The sequence below is a fragment of the Methylobacterium sp. PvP105 genome (assembly GCF_017876975.1).
In the GTDB taxonomy this organism is placed as follows: domain Bacteria; phylum Pseudomonadota; class Alphaproteobacteria; order Rhizobiales; family Beijerinckiaceae; genus Methylobacterium; species Methylobacterium radiotolerans.
Genome location: NZ_JAGIPA010000001.1, coordinates 930,326 through 949,195, shown reverse-complemented (window position 1 = coordinate 949,195; position 18,870 = coordinate 930,326). Strand labels below are relative to the sequence as shown.

At 69.5% G+C, this 18,870-nt stretch carries 14 protein-coding genes; 11 read left to right on the top strand and 3 right to left on the bottom strand.

Annotated elements, in window-relative coordinates:
• The first annotated feature begins 311 nt into the window (after positions 1 to 311).
• From J3A75_RS04475 to J3A75_RS37200, 10 genes are all read left to right on the top strand, one after another.
• Positions 312 to 971 carry a response regulator transcription factor gene (locus J3A75_RS04475; RefSeq protein ID WP_122160881.1) on the top strand — a complete coding sequence of 220 codons (660 nt, stop codon included), beginning with the start codon at positions 312 to 314 and terminating at the stop codon, positions 969 to 971.
• The gene (locus tag J3A75_RS04470; protein ID WP_122160882.1) at positions 968 to 2,263 is read left to right on the top strand and encodes a sensor histidine kinase; all 1,296 of its coding nucleotides are present in this window, start codon (positions 968 to 970) and stop codon (positions 2,261 to 2,263) included. Before J3A75_RS04475 ends, J3A75_RS04470 begins: the two co-directional genes overlap by 4 nt.
• 92 nt (positions 2,264 to 2,355) lie before the next feature.
• Positions 2,356 to 3,132: a hypothetical protein gene (locus tag J3A75_RS04465; RefSeq protein ID WP_122160883.1), complete on the top strand. Its 777-nt coding sequence runs from the start codon at positions 2,356 to 2,358 to the stop codon at positions 3,130 to 3,132.
• Between the two features lie 68 nt (positions 3,133 to 3,200).
• A complete protein-coding gene (locus J3A75_RS04460) occupies positions 3,201 to 3,608 on the top strand; it encodes a histidine kinase (protein WP_122160884.1) in 408 nt (135 codons plus the stop codon).
• A gap of 29 nt (positions 3,609 to 3,637) precedes the next feature.
• A complete protein-coding gene (locus tag J3A75_RS04455; RefSeq protein WP_238247516.1) occupies positions 3,638 to 4,420 on the top strand; it encodes a hypothetical protein in 783 nt (260 codons plus the stop codon).
• A 29-nt stretch (positions 4,421 to 4,449) separates the two neighbouring features.
• The gene (locus J3A75_RS04450) at positions 4,450 to 5,229 is read left to right on the top strand and encodes a hypothetical protein (protein WP_122160885.1); all 780 of its coding nucleotides are present in this window, start codon (positions 4,450 to 4,452) and stop codon (positions 5,227 to 5,229) included.
• A 263-nt stretch (positions 5,230 to 5,492) separates the two neighbouring features.
• Positions 5,493 to 7,145, top strand: coding sequence for an anti-phage dCTP deaminase (locus tag J3A75_RS04445; protein ID WP_209649735.1), 1,653 nt, complete (start codon positions 5,493 to 5,495; stop codon positions 7,143 to 7,145).
• Positions 7,142 to 7,684, top strand: a complete 543-nt coding sequence (locus J3A75_RS04440) for a hypothetical protein (protein ID WP_163006059.1) — start codon at positions 7,142 to 7,144, stop codon at positions 7,682 to 7,684. The genes J3A75_RS04445 and J3A75_RS04440 overlap by 4 nt, the downstream gene beginning before the upstream one ends.
• A gap of 540 nt (positions 7,685 to 8,224) precedes the next feature.
• Positions 8,225 to 10,528, top strand: coding sequence for a hypothetical protein (locus J3A75_RS04435; RefSeq protein ID WP_209649733.1), 2,304 nt, complete (start codon positions 8,225 to 8,227; stop codon positions 10,526 to 10,528).
• A gap of 182 nt (positions 10,529 to 10,710) precedes the next feature.
• Positions 10,711 to 11,823, top strand: coding sequence for a hypothetical protein (locus J3A75_RS37200; RefSeq protein WP_163006060.1), 1,113 nt, complete (start codon positions 10,711 to 10,713; stop codon positions 11,821 to 11,823).
• 680 nt (positions 11,824 to 12,503) lie between these two features.
• Here J3A75_RS37200 and J3A75_RS04425 read toward each other — a convergent pair.
• Entirely contained in the window at positions 12,504 to 14,075 is a 1,572-nt protein-coding gene (locus J3A75_RS04425) for a MarR family winged helix-turn-helix transcriptional regulator (RefSeq protein ID WP_122160891.1), read from the bottom strand.
• Between the two features lie 64 nt (positions 14,076 to 14,139).
• Positions 14,140 to 15,450 carry a hypothetical protein gene (locus tag J3A75_RS04420; RefSeq protein WP_122160892.1) on the bottom strand — a complete coding sequence of 437 codons (1,311 nt, stop codon included), beginning with the start codon at positions 15,448 to 15,450 and terminating at the stop codon, positions 14,140 to 14,142.
• Positions 15,451 to 15,825: 375 nt separating this feature from the next.
• Between J3A75_RS04420 and J3A75_RS04415 the strand changes: the two genes are divergently transcribed.
• On the top strand, positions 15,826 to 16,170 hold the full coding sequence (locus tag J3A75_RS04415; protein ID WP_122160893.1) for a hypothetical protein: 345 nt from the start codon (positions 15,826 to 15,828) through the stop codon (positions 16,168 to 16,170).
• A 204-nt stretch (positions 16,171 to 16,374) separates the two neighbouring features.
• On the opposite strand, the gene gyrB is transcribed toward J3A75_RS04415, so the two are convergent.
• Positions 16,375 to 18,819: a DNA topoisomerase (ATP-hydrolyzing) subunit B gene (gene gyrB / locus J3A75_RS04410; protein WP_012317341.1), complete on the bottom strand. Its 2,445-nt coding sequence runs from the start codon at positions 18,817 to 18,819 to the stop codon at positions 16,375 to 16,377.
• Positions 18,820 to 18,870 lie beyond the last annotated feature (51 nt).

Below are 18,870 nucleotides of genomic sequence, written 5' to 3'. Positions count from 1 at the left end.
CGTCTGCGCCGCATTCACGGCGCGGGCATCTCCAGTAATGCGATTCCGGGTCGCCCAGCGCCGCCCCCCTGATCGGGGACGGCGCGGGGCGAAAGGCGTATCGGCGGTGCCGGCCCCCTGTGCGCCCGCGCACCGCTACCTCGGGCCCAGCCCGCGATGGTCCTTCGGTCGCCCGTTGAGCGGTCTTGCCGTCGATGATGTCGAGCTGCAGGCTGGACCGGTCCATGGCGGGGATCCGCACCCGTCGCGGCTAACCGAGCGGTGACGGCATGCACGCCGCCGCGAAGGTTCCGACACGAACGAAGCGACCGATGCGCGTGCTGCTGATTGAGGACGACCGCATGATCGGCGAAGGGCTGTCGCACGGCCTTGCCGCGGAAGGCTATTCCGTCGACTGGGTGCGCGACGGACCCACGGCCGAAACGGCGCTGCGGGTCGGCGGCCATGCCCTGGCCCTCCTGGACCTCGGACTGCCGGGCGCCGACGGCCTGCAGGTTCTCAGGTCCGCGCGGACGGCGGGCAACGACACGTCGGTGCTCATCATCACAGCGCGGGACGGACTCGACAGCCGCGTCGTCGGCCTCGACCTCGGGGCCGACGACTACCTGGTCAAGCCGTTCGAGATGCGCGAGCTGCTCGCCCGGATGCGGGCGATCCTGCGGCGCCGCGCCGGTCGGGCGACCGGGCGGCTCGTGGCCGCCGAGACAGAACTCGACACGGAGAGCCATGTGCTATCCCACGCCGGAACCGTCGCGGTCCTGTCGGCGCGCGAATACGCCCTCATTCACGCGCTCATGGAGCGACCGGGGCGCATTCTCTCTCGGGCGCAGATCGAGGAACGCATCTACGGGTGGGGCGAGGAGGTCGAGAGCAACGCGGTGGACGCCCTCATCCTCACGGTCCGCCGCAAGGTCGGCAAGGGCGTCATCCTCAACGTCCGCGGCGCAGGCTGGATGGTGCCCAAGCCATGAGGGCCGCCTCCCTGCGCCGCACGACGCTCGGCTGGATGACCGCCCTGCTCGCCGGTATCGGCTTGGCCGCGATGGTCGCGGCCTATAGCCTCGCGCGGATCGAGGCGGCCGATTTCCTCGATGGGCAGTTGCGGCAGGTCGCCCTCAACGCCGGTCCCGGCCTCCCGGATGCGGACGCGCCGCCCGCCGCCGACCAGGACCCGGAGGACCAACTCGCCGTCACCATCTGGAAGGACGGGCAGGTCCTGCGCGACGACCGCGGCGTCGACGTCCGCCATCCCGGCCGCACGGGATACGCGAACGTCGTCATGGGCGGCGAGCTCTGGCGCACCTACACGACCGCCAACGGCACCACGACGGTCCGGGTCGCCCAGCGCGACGTCGTGAGGGCCGAGTTCGCACGCAACGCGGCGCTCGGCGCCGTGGCCCCCCTGCTGCTCCTCGTCCCGCTGTCGTGGATCGTCGTCGGCTGGGCGATGAACCGGGCGCTCGGGCGGCTCGACGGCTTGGTGCATGACCTCGCCGGGCGCGGCGCCGCCGCCCAAGGCCCCTTGCCGACGCGCGGCGTGCCGACGGAGGTGGCGCCCCTCGTCGAGGCCATGAACGGGCTCATCCTGCGCCTGCAGACCGCTCTGGCCGCCCAGAAGCGGTTCGTCGCCGACGCGGCGCACGAACTGCGTACGCCGCTTGCCGCGATGCAGATCCAACTCGACTCCCTCGGCGGCCCTGCCAGTGGCGGGGGCGACGCGCGGCGTATGGCGCTGGCGGACGGCCTCCGGAGGGCGAACCGGCTGGTGGATCAACTGCTCCGTCTCGCCCGGCTCGACGACGGTGGCGAGGCCCGTCCTGCATGCGTCGCCCTCGGCCAACTCCTGCTCGACTGCGTCGCCGACCACGTCGTGCTCGCCCGGCGCAAGGACATCGACCTGGGCGTGCATATCGAGACACCCGCCACGCTTCACGCGTCGGAGGATGAGGTCCGCGTCCTGTTCGCCAACCTGGTCGACAACGCCCTGCGCTACACGCCGTCGGGAGGGCAGGTCGACGTCCGTCTGCTGAACCGGGACGGTGCGTGCGTCGTCACGGTTCGGGACACCGGCTGTGGGCTGCCGCCGGGAAGCGAGGACCGCCTGTTCGACCGCTTTTTCCGGGCCGCGCCACCGGACGTCGAAGGCACGGGGCTCGGGCTCGCCATCGCCCGCCGCATCGCGGAGCGCAACGATCTCGGCCTGACGGTCGAGAACCGGCGGGACGGCTGCGGGACCGTCGCAACGGTCAGACTGCCGACTTGAGGCGGAGCCCGCGGCTCCTTCGGACGAAGCTCATTCTGCCCTCATTCTGGCTCGCTATCACCGGCTCCGACCATGACGGACGGGAGACGGGGATGAGCGAGATCCAGCGCCAGGTCTTGAACAAGGTACCGGAGGTCACCGCGGCCTTCTGGGTCATCAAAATACTCTCCACGACCGTCGGCGAGACCGGCGCGGATTACCTCGCGGTGAACGTCGGCCTGGGTGCCGCGGCCACCACCGCCCTCACGGCCGGCCTACTCGCGGCCGTCCTCGCCCTGCAGGTGCGGGAGCGGCGCTATGTGCCATGGACCTATTGGTCGACCGTCGTCCTCGTCAGCGTGGTCGGCACGCAGGTCACCGACATCCTGACCGACAAGCTCGGCGTGAGCCTCTTCGTCAGCACCGGCGTGTTCGCGGCCGCCCTCGCCGCCGTGTACGCGCTCTGGTACGCGACCGAGCGGACGCTCTCGATCCACGCCATCGTGACGCGGCGCCGCGAGGCGTTCTACTGGCTCGCCATCCTCCTGACCTTCGCGCTCGGCACGGCCGCGGGCGACCTGGCCACGGAGGCGCTGGGGCTCGGCTTCAATCTCGGCGTCGTCATCTTCGGCACGATCCTGGCCGCCCTCGCCCTCGCCCGGCGCCTGGGCGCGAACCCGGTGACTACCTTCTGGCTCGCCTACATCGTCACGCGCCCCCTCGGCGCATCGCTGGGCGATCTGCTGTCGCAGGCACGGGAATACGGCGGCTTCGGCTTCGGCACGGCCTCCACCAGCCTCGTCTTCTTCGCCATCATCGCCGCCCTGGTGACGTCCCTGAGCCTTGTCTCCGGACGCCCGGGCGAGCCGACCGGACATCGGCGGGCCTGACCCTCCGCCGCCTCGCGCATCCCCATCCTCCAGTCCTTCCAACGCCGCACGACACGGACTCAACGACCATGCGAAACATCCTCCTCGCCGCCATCGCCGCGACGGTCATCGGCGTCACGGCCGCCCCCCTGGGCCTGCTGGCGATGCAGGACGCCGCCGTCGGAGCGACGCCTACCGCGATGGCGGCGTCGAAGCTCGGCGACCTCTCCAAGTTCCGGACCATCGTCGTCGACGTGAAGGCGATGGCCGACCGGGGCGACCTCGCCGCCGCCAAGGCGCGCATCAAGGACCTGGAATTGTCCTGGGACGCGTCCGAGGCCGGCCTGAAGCCGCGAGACGCCGCCGACTGGCACGTCGTGGACAAGGCCATCGACCGCGCCCTCGACGCGCTGCGGGCGTCGAATCCCGATCCGGCCGCCTGCCGTCGCGCGGTCGACGACCTGCTCGCCATCATCGACCAGACCCACACCGCCTGAGCCGGCCCTCGCTTTCCCACGGCAGCCCGATGCAACCGACCGAGCGACCCGGACACATCGAACCCGCCAAGGTGCCCGAAGCCACCGCCGGGTTTTGGGCCATCAAGATCGTGGCCACGACCCTGGGCGAGGTGGGCGGCAACGCCGTCACGTTGACGCTTGGCCTCGGCTATCTCGCCGGCACGGCGATCTTCGGATCCGCCCTGGCGGTGCTGCTCGCCGCCCAGGTCCGGGCGGACCGCTTCCATCCACTCCTGTACTGGTCCGTGGTCACCGCGACCACGCTCGCCGGCACGACCCTCGCCGACTTCTGCGACCGGTCCCTCGGCATCGGCTACGCGGGCGGGTCCCTGGTGCTACTCGGATCGGTCGCTGCGACCCTGATCCTGTGGAAGCGCGCGCTCGGCACGGTCGCCGTCGAGACGGTGCGATCCCCGCGGGCCGAGGGTTTCTACTGGGCCACCGTCATGTTCTCCCAAACGCTCGGCACCGCGCTGGGCGACTGGATGGCCGACAGCAGCGGGCTCGGGTACAGCGGGAGCGCCCTCCTCATCCTCGTCGCGCTCGCCGGGGTCACGGCCCTCCATCTGCGAACGCGCGTTTCCAGGCCGATGCTGTTCTGGACGGCGTTCGTCCTGACGCGGCCGCTCGGCGCCACCCTCGCCAACTCGCTCGACAAGCCGGTCGCTTCCGGCGGCCTGGGCATCGACGACATCACGATCTCCGGGCTCCTCGCGCTCGTCATGGCCGGGCTCGTCCTCCTCATCCCGCAGCGTGCCGGTCGCAGGGCGGCCTGCGCCGACGCGCCGTGAGGTTTCCCCTCGAACAAGGAGCAGGTCCGATGGACGACCGTCACGAACGCGCCCTAAGCAAGGTACCCGAGGTCACGCTGGGATTCTGGGTCGTCAAGATCCTGGCCACCACGCTCGGCGAGACCGGCGGCGACACCGTCACCATGACCCTCAATTGGGGTTACCTGGCCGGCACCGCCCTGTTCGCCGTGCTGCTGGTCGGGCTCGTGGTCGCCCAGATCATGTCGAAGCGGTTCCACCCGGTCCTGTACTGGTCCACGATCGTCGCCTCGACCACTTTTGGCACGACGATGGCGGACTTCGCCGACCGCTCGCTCGGCATCGGGTACACCGGCGGGTCGACCCTGCTCCTCGCCTGCCTCGCGGCCGTGCTCGGGCTCTGGTACGCGACCGAGGGCACCGTGTCGGTGGACACGGTCTCGACCCCCCGGGTCGAGGCGTTCTATTGGGGGGCGATCACCTTCTCGCAGACGTTGGGCACCGCGCTCGGCGACTGGCTCGCCGACACCGGCGGCCTCGGCTACGAGGGCGGCGCCCTCGTCTTCGGGGCGGCGCTCGCGGTGGTCATCCTCCTGTACTACCGGACCTCCGTTTCACGGGTCACGCTTTTCTGGGCGGCGTTCATCCTGACCCGACCGCTCGGGGCCACGGTCGGCGACTTCCTCGACAAGCCGGTCAGCGACGGCGGCTTGAACCTGAGCCGGCCCCTCGCCTCGGCGGTCATCGCGGCCTTCATCGTCGCCCTGATCGTCCTGCTGCCGCAGCGCGCGGGTCAGCATCCGGGCGTCGACGCACAGGCGTCGCCATGACCCGACACCTTTCCGCCGGAGCGCACGACGGCCAAGGATCGCATCACCCGCCCGCGTGACCGGTCCAATGAGGTCGGCTCCACGCTTCACGTTCGCACTTCAGCGTATGACCGGTTGGCCGTGGAGGGCAGAACATGTCGTCGGACGGAGAGGGCAGCGGAGACAACCTGGGATGGCCACTTCACAGCCCAGGGCCGCCGTGTCATCTCCGCGGCGTTCGATCAGTGCGACCGTGACCACGGCATTCCGAGAGTCGACCCCCAATGGCCGATGCAGCGACAGCCGGACGTTTGCCAACCGCGGCCGGCCCGCGCCCGGGCGAGACGAGCCAGAGCCTGCTTCGGAGCTTTCGCGCGAACGAGCTCTTCATCGCGGTCGTCGGACCGGGAGGTTCCGGGGCAGGCCGAGCCGCTCAGATCGTCAAGGAATTCCTTGAAACGCAGTCGGTCGGGGACGGCGGATACGAGGTCCGCATCGTCAAGGCGAGCGCAGAGATCAAGGCCTGGGCCAGGAACAACGGCCGCGACCTCGGCCCGGTTGGCGGTCGCAAGACGCTCGCCGGCGTCGTGCACATGCAGGATCTGGGCGACGCGATGCGGCTGGCCTTCGACGACAATGCCGCGGTCGCCCGCGCGGTCGTCGCGCGCATCCGCGCCCTCCGCGCGGAGGCGAGCGGCAGGCCGGAGGGCGAGATCGACGGGAAGCCTCGTGCCTACATCATCGACTCCCTGCGCCATCCTGCGGAGGCGCATCTCCTCCGCAGGATCTACCAGGACGCCTTCACGCTCGTCGGTGTCGTATGCGACGACGATGCCCGCCATGGCCGACTGACCCGGGAGCTGTTCGACTTCAACGACAGGGGCCGTCAGGAAACGCGCCGGGCGGTCACGGCCTTCATGGACCGGGACGGCGATGCGCCGGAGAGCCACGGCCAGCACGTCGTCGATACCTTTCACGAGGCGGATTTCTTCGTCGACAATTCGAAGGATGCCGGCGACGATCCGAAGAACACCGGGATGAACGAGCCGCTGCGGCGCCTGGTGCGGATCCTCACGGCGTCGGAGGTCATCCGGCCGAACGTCGCCGAGACGGCGATGCATCAGGCCCATTCGGCGCAACTGAGGAGCGCTTGCCTGTCGCGGCAGGTCGGGGCGGCGCTCGTGGACGCGAAGGGAAACATCGTCGCGACCGGCACCAACGACGTGCCCAGGGCGGGCGGAGGGCTTTACGGGACCGATCTCGACGGGGAGGCCTCCGACCATCGCTGCGCGTTCCGGCCGGACAAGTTCTGCAGCAGCAACCGCGAGCAGAACGAGATCATCGGCGAACTCATCGACAAGTACCCGGCCCTGGCCGAGGGGAAGGAGAAAGTGCGGGCGGTGGCCGAGCTTCGGCGCACGAAGATCGGCGGGCTGATCGAGTTCAGCCGGGCGGTCCATGCGGAGATGGACGCGATCCTGACCGCCGCCCGGACCGGCACCTCGCCGAGGGGATGCCGTCTCTATGTCAGCACCTTCCCCTGCCATTACTGCGCCCGGCATATCGTCGCCGCCGGGATCGATGAGGTGCAGTACATCGAGCCCTATCCCAAGAGCCGGGCGATCAGCCTCCATTGCGACGCCATCACGACGGCTGTGGACGGCTGGGAACCGCCCTCGGGCGTGCAGGGTTCGGGAACTGTCGTCCCCGCACGGCCCGGTGTTCCAGCCTCCACGGCCAACGCGAAGGTCCTGTTCCATCCGTTCGTCGGGGTCGCACCGAGGATGTACGCCCGCGCGTTCCTGAAGGACCGTGACTACAAGGACAAGCTGACCGGGGATTACCGGGTCGGCGAGCCGGTTTGGGGTGGTCACTCGGAGGTGCTGCGGGTACATTATCTGGATCTCGAATCGGGCCTGGGAGCGCTGCAAGCGTGAGCAAACCACTCCTCCGCCTCGTCGAGACAACATCCTGGGAGAGCGAGGGTTTTCCGGGGTCGTCGACGCCGGTGCGGCAGCTCTCGCTCTTCGACCATCGCCCCGTTCGCCGGGTTTCGTGCCTGCCCATGGCCGAGGTCCACGGCGTGACGTTCAAGCGTGCCGTTTTCATGAGCCCGCACGCGCTGGTGGTCGATGCCCGGCTCTACCCGTACTTCGATCTTCCCGGGTTGAGCAGACCGTCGGTCTTCCGACTGTTCGAAGACCTGTCATGCCGTTACCTGCACGTGCCGATAGACCTGCGTCCGCCAAGGGATCAGTCGGCCCGATGGCAGCGGCGACAATCCGTGCGGGAGGCGATGGCGCGTGTGGTCGGACAGGACGGCAATCCGATGCGGTCTTCGACCATCGTGTTGGTCAACCGCCTACCCGACGTCGATGTCCTCGACGAGACCCTGCGCGGCGTGGTCGGCGACGGGGACCCTATCTGGAAGGTTCAGCCTCACGACGCGCTCGCCCTCACCGGCAACGGCAGCTGAACTAACCGAGGCGCTCCGAAACGCGCTGGCCAAATCGTCTGAGCGATACCGGCCGGTGATGTCCGAAGCGGCTGCTCAGGCCCCCAAGGCCGGGTCATTGTCGCCACGGGGCTAGTCTTCGCATTCCAGGATGTGACGCCCGCACGACCCCGACGCCATACCGGTGCCGTTGCCCTAGCGAGCGATTTTCGACGCCCCCGTGGCGATGACGACCGGGGGGCGGGCCGAAACTTGGACTTTCCTCTCGGCGTATTCACGGCGGCTGCGGGACCTGGCGGTGCGGTCGGGGGCCGTGGTCCGGCACGTGCCGACCTGCCGGTTGATCGATGACGCGGTCGCCGCTCCGGATATTGGGTTGGGCTTATCCGAGATCCGCCAAGGCCGGAGGGCTTTCTCTCAACGCTCGCGCGACGTGTCGAAGGTCGGCGTACGGGTTCCTTGGTTTTGACCGCTCCGGGATTTTGACCGCATAGGGTGTGGACGGCCGCGCGGCAGGACGGTTGCGGCTCGTCTGGACGCGACCGCCGGGTATAGTGCGGCATGGCTTTCCGTCCCGGCGAAAGGGTCCGCCCGCAGCTCGCCCTGAACGCAATCCGCGTCCTGACGCCTCCGGGAACGATCCCGGCCTCGGTGGTCCCGTTCGACCGTGCGCTGCTCCACGCCTACCTCGACCGGTCGGAGAACGACGTGTTCGCGACGCGGCACGACGAGACGGACATGGCGGTCGTGCCCCTCACCGCCGGGGCGCACCTCCCGACGGACAGGACGGAACTGCCCGCGGCCGAGCACCTGCGGCTCGTGTCGGCTTTGACCCGAGAGGCGGTCTTCCGTTTGCTCGCGGCCTCTCCGGAGGCTGACCTCCTGATCCGCAGGAGACCGCCCACCGTCGCCGGCAAGAGGGAGAACGTACTCGCGGACGACATCGGCCTACCCGATTGGCTGAAGAAGCGGCTGGTCCTGGAATTCGACACGCGCATCCTGCGACCGCCCCGGGGCGATGCCTTCGTCGTCCTCACCTGCTCCAAGCGGCTGCGCACGATCATCGACGCGTCGTGTCGGACCCTCCTCGAACTCGGCGTGCCGCTGACCGGTGTGGCGGTCTCGTCCTGGCGCGAGGATCCCGACCCGAAGGTATCGCGGCGGCTCGCCTACGCGGGCCGCGTCGTCGAGGTCGGGCAGGATACGCTGACGCTGGACGATCATGGGGCAGGCCCGTCCGTCGTGTCGAGCGAGGAGGTCTTCCTCGAACCCACGCGCGCCAACTTCAACAAGGTGGTCGAGGTCATCACGCAAGGGCGTTCCGAGCGGGCGTTCAAGGCGGTCCAGAAGGCCGAGGCGGAGTGGCATGGCGGCAGGCGGACCATCGAGATCGTGCATGGGGTGCTCAACCAGCTCGGGAATCGGTCGATGAACCTGGCCGACGGCGTTCCACTCCGCCTGGAGGAGCTGATCGATCAGGCCGTCGACGCAGGCGCCTTCCCGCCCGCCGAGGCCGTCTGGCGGCCGAAGCTGTCGTTCGACCCTGTCCATTCGCCCGAGACCTCGAACAGCTGGAAACAGCAGAGCCTCGACCGCATCGGGCCGTTCGACCGGCAGACGTTCGAGCCGAAGAGGCCGCGCATCGCTGTCCTTCACGAGGCCGGTCGTCGTGACGAGGTCGCCGCGGCGATCCGGGATTTCCTGCACGGCAGGCCCGACATCGCGAGCGACACGGGTCTCGTTCCCCACGGCCGCGGGCTTCTCGGCCGTTTCAGGCTCGACGAGCCCGAGGTCCGTTACTTCGAGGCCGCCGGTCGCGGCGGCCCGGCCTATGCCGAAGCCGCGCGGGCCGCCCTGAGGGATGCGGCGGCGCGCGACGAGCCATTGGACCTCGCCATGGTGCAGGTGGAGCGGGCCCTGCAGGAACGGCCGCACGCGGATAGCCCGTACTGGATGAGCAAGGCGACGTTTCTCAAGCGGGACGTGCCGGTCCAGGCGCTCTCGACCGAGATGCTGGGCCTCGACGCGTTCGGGTACGCGAACGCGTTGGCCAACATGAGCCTGGCGACATACGCCAAGCTCGGCGGCGCTCCCTGGCTGCTGGTCGCGCGCTCGCCGACCGACCATGAACTCGTCGTCGGGCTCGGGTCGCACACGCTCAAGGAAGGCCGTCGCGGAGCCGGCGAGCGGTTCGTCGGCATCGCGACGGTCTTCTCCAGCCAAGGCCACTACTTGCTGGACGCCCGGACCGCGGCGGTTCCGTTCGAGGCCTACCCGGCCGCTTTGAGCGAGAGCATCGTCGACGCCATCGGGCGCATCGGTCGGGAGGAGGCTTGGCGTCCCGGCGACGCGGTCAGGCTCGTCTTCCACGCGTTCACGCAGCTCAGCCGGGAGACGGTTCAGGCCGTCGAGACGGCGGTCGCCGGGATCGGCGCGACGAACGTCAGCTTCGCGTTCCTGCACGTCGTCGAGGATCATCCGTTCACGATGTTCGACCGCGCCTGGCCCGACGGCAAGGGAGCGTTCGCGCCGGAGCGGGGGCAGGCGGTGCGGTTGAGCGAGAGGGAGTGGCTCCTCTCGCTGACGGGGCGCAAGGAGGTGAAGGCGGCCGCGCACGGCCTGCCCGGTCCCGTGCTTCTGCGCCTGCACGACAGCTCGACGTATCGCGACATGGCGGTCCTCGTGCGTCAGGCGTCGGATTTCGCGTTCCATTCCTGGCGGACCTTCGGGCCCTCCGGCCTGCCCATCCCACTCATTTACGCCGACGAGGTCGCCAAGCAGCTGTCAGGCCTGGAGCGGACGCCGGGTTGGGACACGGATGCCGCCGAAGGCGGTCGCATCATGAGGAAGCCGTGGTTTCTTTGAGCGACGGGCCCGGTGTCGCCGACGTCCGAGCCGGCCTCGCCGCCGCCTCCCGTGAAGAGGACGCGTCCCCCCTCGTCCGGGCCTTTCGCGCCTGGGTCCTCGGAGACGCGGATCCGCTGGGGGATCTCGCCGCGGCTGCGGCGACGGCCCTTGGGTTGCCCGGCGGGCGCTCCGCCGGGCACGTGGCGATCCTCGGCTACGCCGCGACCGATCCAAGCCTTGCCGGGACATACCGCGAGGCGTTCCGCGAAGGGGTCGCGTGGCTCGGGGCGCGAAGCTGGTTCAGGCCGCATCTGCCGCCGACCCTTGAGGCCGACGGCCTGTCCGGCCTCGGCCTCGCGCTGGGCGTGCACCGCCTGCTCGACCGCCGGGATGCCGCGTGGCTCGGCGCGCTGGTGGTGCGCGGCGCCGCGGCCGCCGGGCTTTCGGAGTTCAACCGTTCCCTGATGGTCGCGGCGGCACACAACCTCGAAGCGCCCGCGCGGCGCGACCTCGCGACGATGCTGCCTGAAGCGAGGGTCGCGCTCGCCGACCTCGGCATCGTTCCGGCTGACCCGGAATGCCGAGGGCCCGCTTGGCGCAACGCGTTGCGCTACGAGCCCGCAATGGCCGGCCCGGCGCAGGCGGCGCTGTGCCTCCGGGCCTTCGACGCCCTGTGCGCGACTAACATGCCGGCCCGCATCGGGCGCCTCGAACCAGGGGACGTCCTGCGGGTGCTGCGGGGCGTCGAGCGGTCGTTGCGGCTTTGGACGTGCGAGGAGCGACCGCGCACGCCCAGGTCGCGGCTTGTTCGTTGGGACATCGAGAACGAGTACCACGTCCAGAACATGCTCTGGGCGATTCTGGCCCCGCTTTTCCCGGACCTCAACGCGGAGGAGTACACGCCGCCGGTCGGGCACAAGAACCCTCGGATGGACCTGACCGTACCGAGCCTGGGCCTTGTCATCGAGGTGAAGTTCGTCCGTTCGGGCGTATCGTTCGCCAAGATCGTCGAGGAGATCGCGGCCGACGCGGCGCTCTATCGCGTGGACCCGAAATGGCGCGTGCTGATCCCGTTCGTTTGGGACGACTCGTTCCGCACGGAGGAGCACCCGAAGCTGATCGAGGGCCTTCGTAAGCTTGAGATGGTCCACGACGCGGTGGTGGTCCCGCGCCCCGGCAAGATGGGGAGGGATGCCGGGGACCGCATTCGTCCCGGGCGGACCGGGACCCGTCGCGCTTCGAAAGCGGGCGCACCCGGGATCGGCGTCATCTCGCGATGCTCGGATCCCGAAGCATCCGAGCCCCTGCCCTGACCGGGCAACCGGAACCCCGGGGCCTTACCGGATCTCGAACGGCCCTAGGCGGCTGCGAGCGACGGGAGCAGATGGACGAGCCGCTTGGATCTCTCCGGGCGGCTCGGAGGCGACCATTATCGGGACTCCCCGGGTGTCGTCCCAGGATATAAGCCCGGTTCTCCAGGATGTCCCGCCCGAACGCGGCGAGGCGGCTCTCGAACGCCTCCGTCAGGTCAGCCCGCCCGATGACGGCGTGGTAGTTCGCATCAGCCTTCCACCTGCCGAGCGGCTTGGCGATGTCGCTGAATGGCCCCCTCCCGAGCTCCTTATCGGACAGGGCGGACGGAGGCCGTCTCATCCAGCCCGCCGGGTTGTGCATCCCTCACCCCCGATACGTCGCGCCGCCCGGGCCTCGTTCCGGGTGACCATACCTGCCGTCCCCGACCGATTGGTGGATACCCATATGGAAGGGTCGGTTACCCGGATAGTAGGTCGAAGGGATGTCGCCGCCGCCGAATTCCAGGCCGGTGTAGAACCAACGCCCGTCCCCCTGCCCGAACATCTCCTGGGCCAACGTCGTCATCCAACTTACCACGTCGAACCATGACGAGGTCGGGTTGGGCCCGCGGGGGCGGCATGCGCCCCTAGGACCGGGACCAGGCTTGCCGGCACGGGTACAACGACCATGCCCGCGGGCCCTAATCCGACGCCTCCCGGGCGTGCTCCACCCCGCGCGGCACGCTCATCCGGAATTCCACGCCCCGGTCGTGCGAATGAAGGCCGGTGACCCGGACCTCGATCCCCGGCTGGGCCCAGGTCTCCGCGAAGGCATCCATCGCCGCCGCGTCGATCGGCGTGAACGCTCCCGACCGCGACCCTTGGCACTCCCGGGACGGATGACCGACCCCGTGGACCACGACGTTCCGGTCATCCCGATCGATGCTCAACTCCACCGCCCCACATGTGGTCAGCAGGAAATGGCTGAGCGGCTCGACCAGCGCCACGTAGTCGGCCTTCTCGGTGCGCAGCCACTCCGGATACTCCACCGCGACCTTCGCGTTCGTCAGGGCATAGGTCGACTTGACCACGTCCTCGAAGATGGCGCGACCGTCCAGGTGACCGAGGACGTGATACCGCGGCGACAGCATCCGCACGTCCAGGAGGTTGTCGAGCGCCTCCTTGATCGCCACGATCTGCCGATATGGCCTGTCCTCGGCCCGATGCGCGACCCGGGCCTTTCCCCAAGCCCCCGCGTGGACGAGCCTGGCCATGCTGCCCAAGCGGCCGACCGCACGCTCCCGGACGACCTCGACCGAGAGTTGCTGGCGTCGCAGGCGCTTCTCCGCCGCGGCGGCCGCAGCCTCCGCCTTGGCGAGCGTCTCCCGCAGCCCGGCCACCTTCGCCTCGCCGGCCGAGATCCGCATCTCCGCCTCGGCGAGCGCCAAGTGGAGGTCGCTGACGTCGACCCACACGGACGCCGTCCCGCCCTGGACTTCCCCGAACTCGACGCGACGGGCCCAACTCCTCTCGGCGGTCCGTACGTCCACCGGACCGGACCCGCGCGACACCGAAGCGGTCGCCACCTCGGCCGGCGTGCCGATGGCCTCCTCGAACCCGGGATTGGCGGCCGACAGGATCCCGTCGTCGGTCAGGACGCAGATCCCGATGCCGCGGGCCTTCCAGAGGGCCTCGGGCCGCACGTCGCAGGCCCTCCCCGCCAGCTTCGCCACGGCCGCCTTGCCGGCTTCCGTCAGGTACAGCTCGGCCTCCCGTCCCGACCTGTCGCGACGGACCAGCCCATGCCCCTCCAGCATCGTGAGCATGCGGGACAGGTTCGATTGACCGAGCCCCGTCGCCTCCAGGACCGCCGCCCGGCTCGTCGGCCCTACGTTCCCGGCCAGCAACCGCAGCACCTCCGCGACGTGGCGGCGCCCGAGAACCTCGTCGACCGGCTGCGCCTCCAGGAACCGGGCCGTGCGCCCCACCAGGTCGCCGAGCGCCGTCACTTGGTGGGCGACGGCTTCCGCCCCGCCCCGGCGCAGCAACACGCTCGCACGGCCGCAGACGTCGAGCCACTGAGCCGTCTCGGAGCCGGGCGTCCGATCCGAGACTAGGCGCCAGACCACCTCCTGGAGCGCCAGGTAGACGCCCCGGGCGAACTTCGGCGCGTCCTCGGCGAGAAGCTCCCTCACCAGCGCGAAGGCGTCCGACGGGCCGATCTCGCCGAGGGTGATCTCCTCCAGCCTTCGCTGCCTGAGGTCACCGCGCATGGGCATCTCCGATCTTTCACGAAGTTTCACATTGGAGCTTGCAACGCACAAGTCAACGCGGCGTCTACGTCAGGATCGGATAGACGCTGAAAGATTGTGAAACGACGAGCTCGGCTTCGGTACGCTCGACGACGCGCTCCGGGGCCGCCAGGACGAAGCCCAGACCCCCGTCGTCCCGCTTCGGATAGACCTGCTGGACCACGAAGCTCCTGGTGTCGAAGCTGACCTGGAGCTGATGGGCGGCGCTCAGGTGATCCCGCATGGTCCGCCAGTCGCCGCACGAAGGTATGATCATCCAATCCACGTCCAGCTCCGTCAGGACAGGCGTCGCCTTCTGGCAGAAGTCGAGGCACACGCCGAACCCGTACAGCCCGCGCCGGGTCACCAGGATCTCCAGCACCTCGCCCAGCTCGATCCGTTCGTGGCGCCCCTTCTCGTCGCGGTACGGGAAGAGCTTGCGGAACCGCAGGAGCTCCTCTCCGGCGGCGCCGTAGACGACCGCCTCATTCCAGGCGTCCTCCCCGTAGCGCTCGTGCCACGTGCCGGCGACGACGAGGTCGGGACCCGGCACGGCCTCCCCGGCGCGGTTCCACGCGGCCGCGGCGAGCGTCGCCGGCACGACCTCCCGCTTCTCCGGCATCAGCGTCAGTTCCGGGAAGACGTGGGCGAAGCACCCGCTGCGCGCGGCTTCGACGATGTCGGCCCTCACGATCTCCGGCGTCGGCCCGACCGCCTCGCGCGCCAGGAAGTGCCGCTCGTCGGCCTCGTCCTCCGGGAGCACGTCGAAGTCCGCGAACAGGGACGCCCCGAAAGACATGGCAGCGTCCTCAAGCCCCACACGGGGGTGAACGGTGAAGTGCACCGGCAGGCCCCTGATGACCTCCGGGATGATGCGGAAACGCAGCAGGGCCCGCCGGGTGAACGGCCGCGGCAAGGCGCCGGGCAAGTAGGCGGGCCGCCATGCGCTGCGCGGCACCGGGACAAGGAAAAAGCCCTCCCCGTCGGCCTCGTGGTGCCAATCCTCGTTCGGGTCCCGGACCGGCCGCCCGGTATCCATCTCGGCGATCTTCCGCTCGGCGGCGCGAAGCCAGCCGCCCAATCCGGTCAGCCGTTCCGCGTCGCTCCCGCACCCGCTCAGGTCCAGGGCACCCGGCGCCACGCCGCCGATGGCGTAGGCCGCGTCGCCCGCGGCCACGATGTCGGCCTCCGGCAGGGTCCCGTAGGCGCCTTGGACAGTCACCGGCGCGAGCGGCAGCAACGTCCAGGCGCGCACGAGCGCCTGCCGCCACGTGGCCGGGTCGTCGCCGTCGATGCCGAGGGCCGCCGAGACCTGTTCGATCTTGGCCAGCCAGGCCGCTCGGGTCAGGCTCTGCATGTGGGCCTCCGGCGGATGGGGGCCGGAGCGGTCGCTCGGGCGCGGGGATGCGGATGCGCGAACTGCGCCGTACGAGGAGGGGACATGTTCGGGCTGGGCGGTCGGGGGGAGCGCGTCATCACTGCGGCGGCAGCCGGCGTCAAGCCCGTCCGCAGCCGCGGCGGACCGCTCGCCATACGCGCTCCACCGTCGGGTCGCCGCGGCACCGTGGTGGGATGTCCTCGGCAGACCGACGCTGCCATTCCTGATCGATCCTGCTCACGGCGCGCCCGCGGCACCACTCGGGTGACGCACGGGATCCTCTATGGCCGCTCCGCCCTCCCCGGCCGGATTACCCTCCGATACGCGTTGGCTAACAGATGGAAGGAGCGCCGGGTGCTGCACGCCGCCTTCAACGTGGCCCTCATGCTGTACTGCCACGACAAGAAGTTGCCGCACCCCGGATTCGTCGTGTTGGACACGCCCCTGCTGACTTACCGCGAGCCGATGGACGAGAAGCATGGGGACTTGGCCGACGACGAACTCGCGATCAAGACGACCAGCCTCAACAAGCGCTTCTCTGCGCACCTTGCCGGGATCGCAGCCATCGGTCAGGTCATCGTGCTGGAAAATACGGACCCGCCGGCCGACATCGAGCCCCTCGGTGCTGTGACGACCTTCACCAAACGCGTCGGCGGCGACACGCGCTATGGCTTCCTCACAGTCGATTGGCCGCCCTGAAACGCCGCCCGGCTCTCACGGTGTGGGCGAGAACTGAACTACGCAAGCCGAGCCATCGATTGACAGTGGCGAACATCTCTGAATCAATGGCCTCGCGACCGCATTGCGAAAGCCGAACAGTCGCGAGGGACAGGCTTCTCAGTAAATCAGGACAAGTTACTCGTTCGTAGGGTCAAGATCTACTGAGAAATTACAATGCACGCCTCAAACGTCCAGATTCGCGACGCTCAGTGCGTTCTCCTGGATGAACTCGCGCCGCGGCTCGACGACGTCGCCCATCAGCTTCACGAACAGGTCGTCGGCGTCGGTGACGTCCTTGACCCTGACCTGCAGCAGCGAGCGCACGTCGCGGTCCAGGGTGGTCTCCCAGAGCTGCTGGGCGGTCATCTCGCCGAGGCCTTTGTAGCGCTGGAGCTGCAGGCCCTTGCGGCCGAAGGCCATGACGGCCTCGAACAGGGCCACCGGCCCGTGGAGCACGGTCTCGTCGGACTTCCGCATGAGCGTGGCCGGCTCGCCGTAGATCTCCCGGAAGGCGTCGGCTCGCTCGGAGAGGCGCCGGGCCTCCTGCGAGGTGATCAGGCCGGCGTCGAGGATCGAGACCTGGCGGACGCCCCGGAGTGTCCGGCTGAGGCGATAGCCGCCCTCGAACGACTCGCCCTGCCAGCCCCGCTCGATCTCGTCCGCGATGGCGTCGAGCCGGCGGGCGGTCATGTCGGCCAGCACCTCGGCCTCGCCCGCCCGCGACGCCGCCTCGGCATCGAAGGCCCCGGCGAGCACCGCCTGCTCGACCACGGAGCGGTCGTAGCGCGTGTGCAGGCCCTGCAGGATGCTCCGGAACGTCCGGGCCTCCTCGACGAGGCTCTTGAGCTGCGCGCCGGCGAATTCCGCGCCGGATGAGAGGCGCAGGACAGCGCCCTCGGTGCCCTGGTCGATCAGGTAATCCTCGAGGGCGCGCTCGTCCTTCAAGTAGATCGCCCGGCGGCCGCGCTCGGCTTTGTAGAGCGGCGGCTGAGCGATGTAGAGGTGGCCGCGCTCGATCAGCTCCGGCATCTGCCGGAAGAAGAAAGTCAGCAGCAGCGTGCGGATGTGCGAGCCGTCCACGTCCGCGTCCGTCATGATGATGATGCGGTGGTAGCGCAGCTTCTCCGGGTTGAAGCCCTCCCGGTCCGTGGAGGAGCGCCCGATCCCGGCGCCCAGCGCCGTGATCAGGGTGCCGATCTCGGCGGAGGACAGCATCCGGTCGGCGCGCACCCGCTCGACATTCAGGATCTTGCCGCGCAGCGGCAGCACGGCCTGGAAGGTCCGGTCGCGGCCCTGCTTGGCCGAGCCGCCGGCGGAGTCGCCCTCCACCAGCAGGATCTCGCACTTGGTCGGGTCGCGCTCCTGACAATCGGCGAGCTTGCCGGGCAGCGAGGCGATGTCGAGCGCGCCCTTCCGGGTCACGGTCTCGCGCGCCTTGCGGGCGGCCTCGCGGGCGGACGCCGCCAGGACGACCTTGCCCATCACCGACCGCGCCTGGCTCGGATTTTCCTCCAGCCACGTGGACAGGCCCTCGTTGAGGACGTTCTCCACGGCCGGGCGCACCTCGGACGAGACGAGCTTGTCCTTGGTCTGCGACGAGAATTTCGGGTCCGGCACCTGCACCGAGATCACCGCGGTGAGGCCCTCGCGGCAATCCTCGCCGGTCAGCGAGACCTTCTCCTTCTTGGCGATGCCCGAAGACTCGGCGTAGCCGGTGACCTGACGAGTCAGGGCCGCGCGGAAGCCGGCCATGTGGGTGCCGCCATCCCGCTGCGGGATGTTGTTGGTGAAGGGCAGGACCGTCTCGTTGAACGAGTCGTTCCACCAGAACGCGACCTCGACGCGGATCCCGTCGCGCTCGGAGCTGACGACCACGGGGCTGGTCATCCCGTCGATCGGCTTGCGGGAGCGGTCGAGGTACCGGACGAAGGCCTCGATGCCGCCCTCGTAATAGAGCTCCTCGCGCTTCTTCTCGGCGTGCCGGGCGTCGGTCAGGACGATGCGGACGCCGGAATTGAGGAAGGCGAGCTCGCGCAGCCGCTTCTCCAGCGTCGCGTAGTCGAACTCGATCATCGTGAAGGTCTCGGTCGAGGGCAGGAAGGTGACTTCCGTGCCGCGCCGGCCGTTCCCGGGTCCGATGACCTCCAGGGGCGCCACGGCGTCGCCATGGCGGAACTCCATCGCGTGCTCCTTGTCGTTGCGCCAGATGCGCAGGCGCAGCCACGACGACAGGGCGTTCACCACCGAGACGCCGACGCCGTGCAGGCCGCCGGAGACCTTGTAGGAGTTCTGGTCGAACTTACCGCCGGCGTGCAGCTGGGTCATGATGACCTCGGCCGCCGAGACGCCCTCCTCCTTGTGGATGTCCACCGGGATGCCGCGCCCGTTGTCGGAGACGGTGCAGGAGCCGTCGGCATTGAGGGTCACGGTGACGAGGTCGGCGTGGCCCGCCAGCGCCTCGTCGATGGCGTTGTCCACCACCTCGTACACCATGTGGTGGAGGCCTGAGCCGTCGTCCGTGTCGCCGATATACATGCCGGGCCGCTTGCGGACGGCGTCGAGGCCCTTCAGCACGCGGATGGATTCCGCGCCGTAGACGGCGGGCTCGGTCTGGGGGGTGTCGGCCATGAACTTCCTCGGGCAGGCGGGCCTGATCGCGGCGGTGGCAGATGCGCCGTC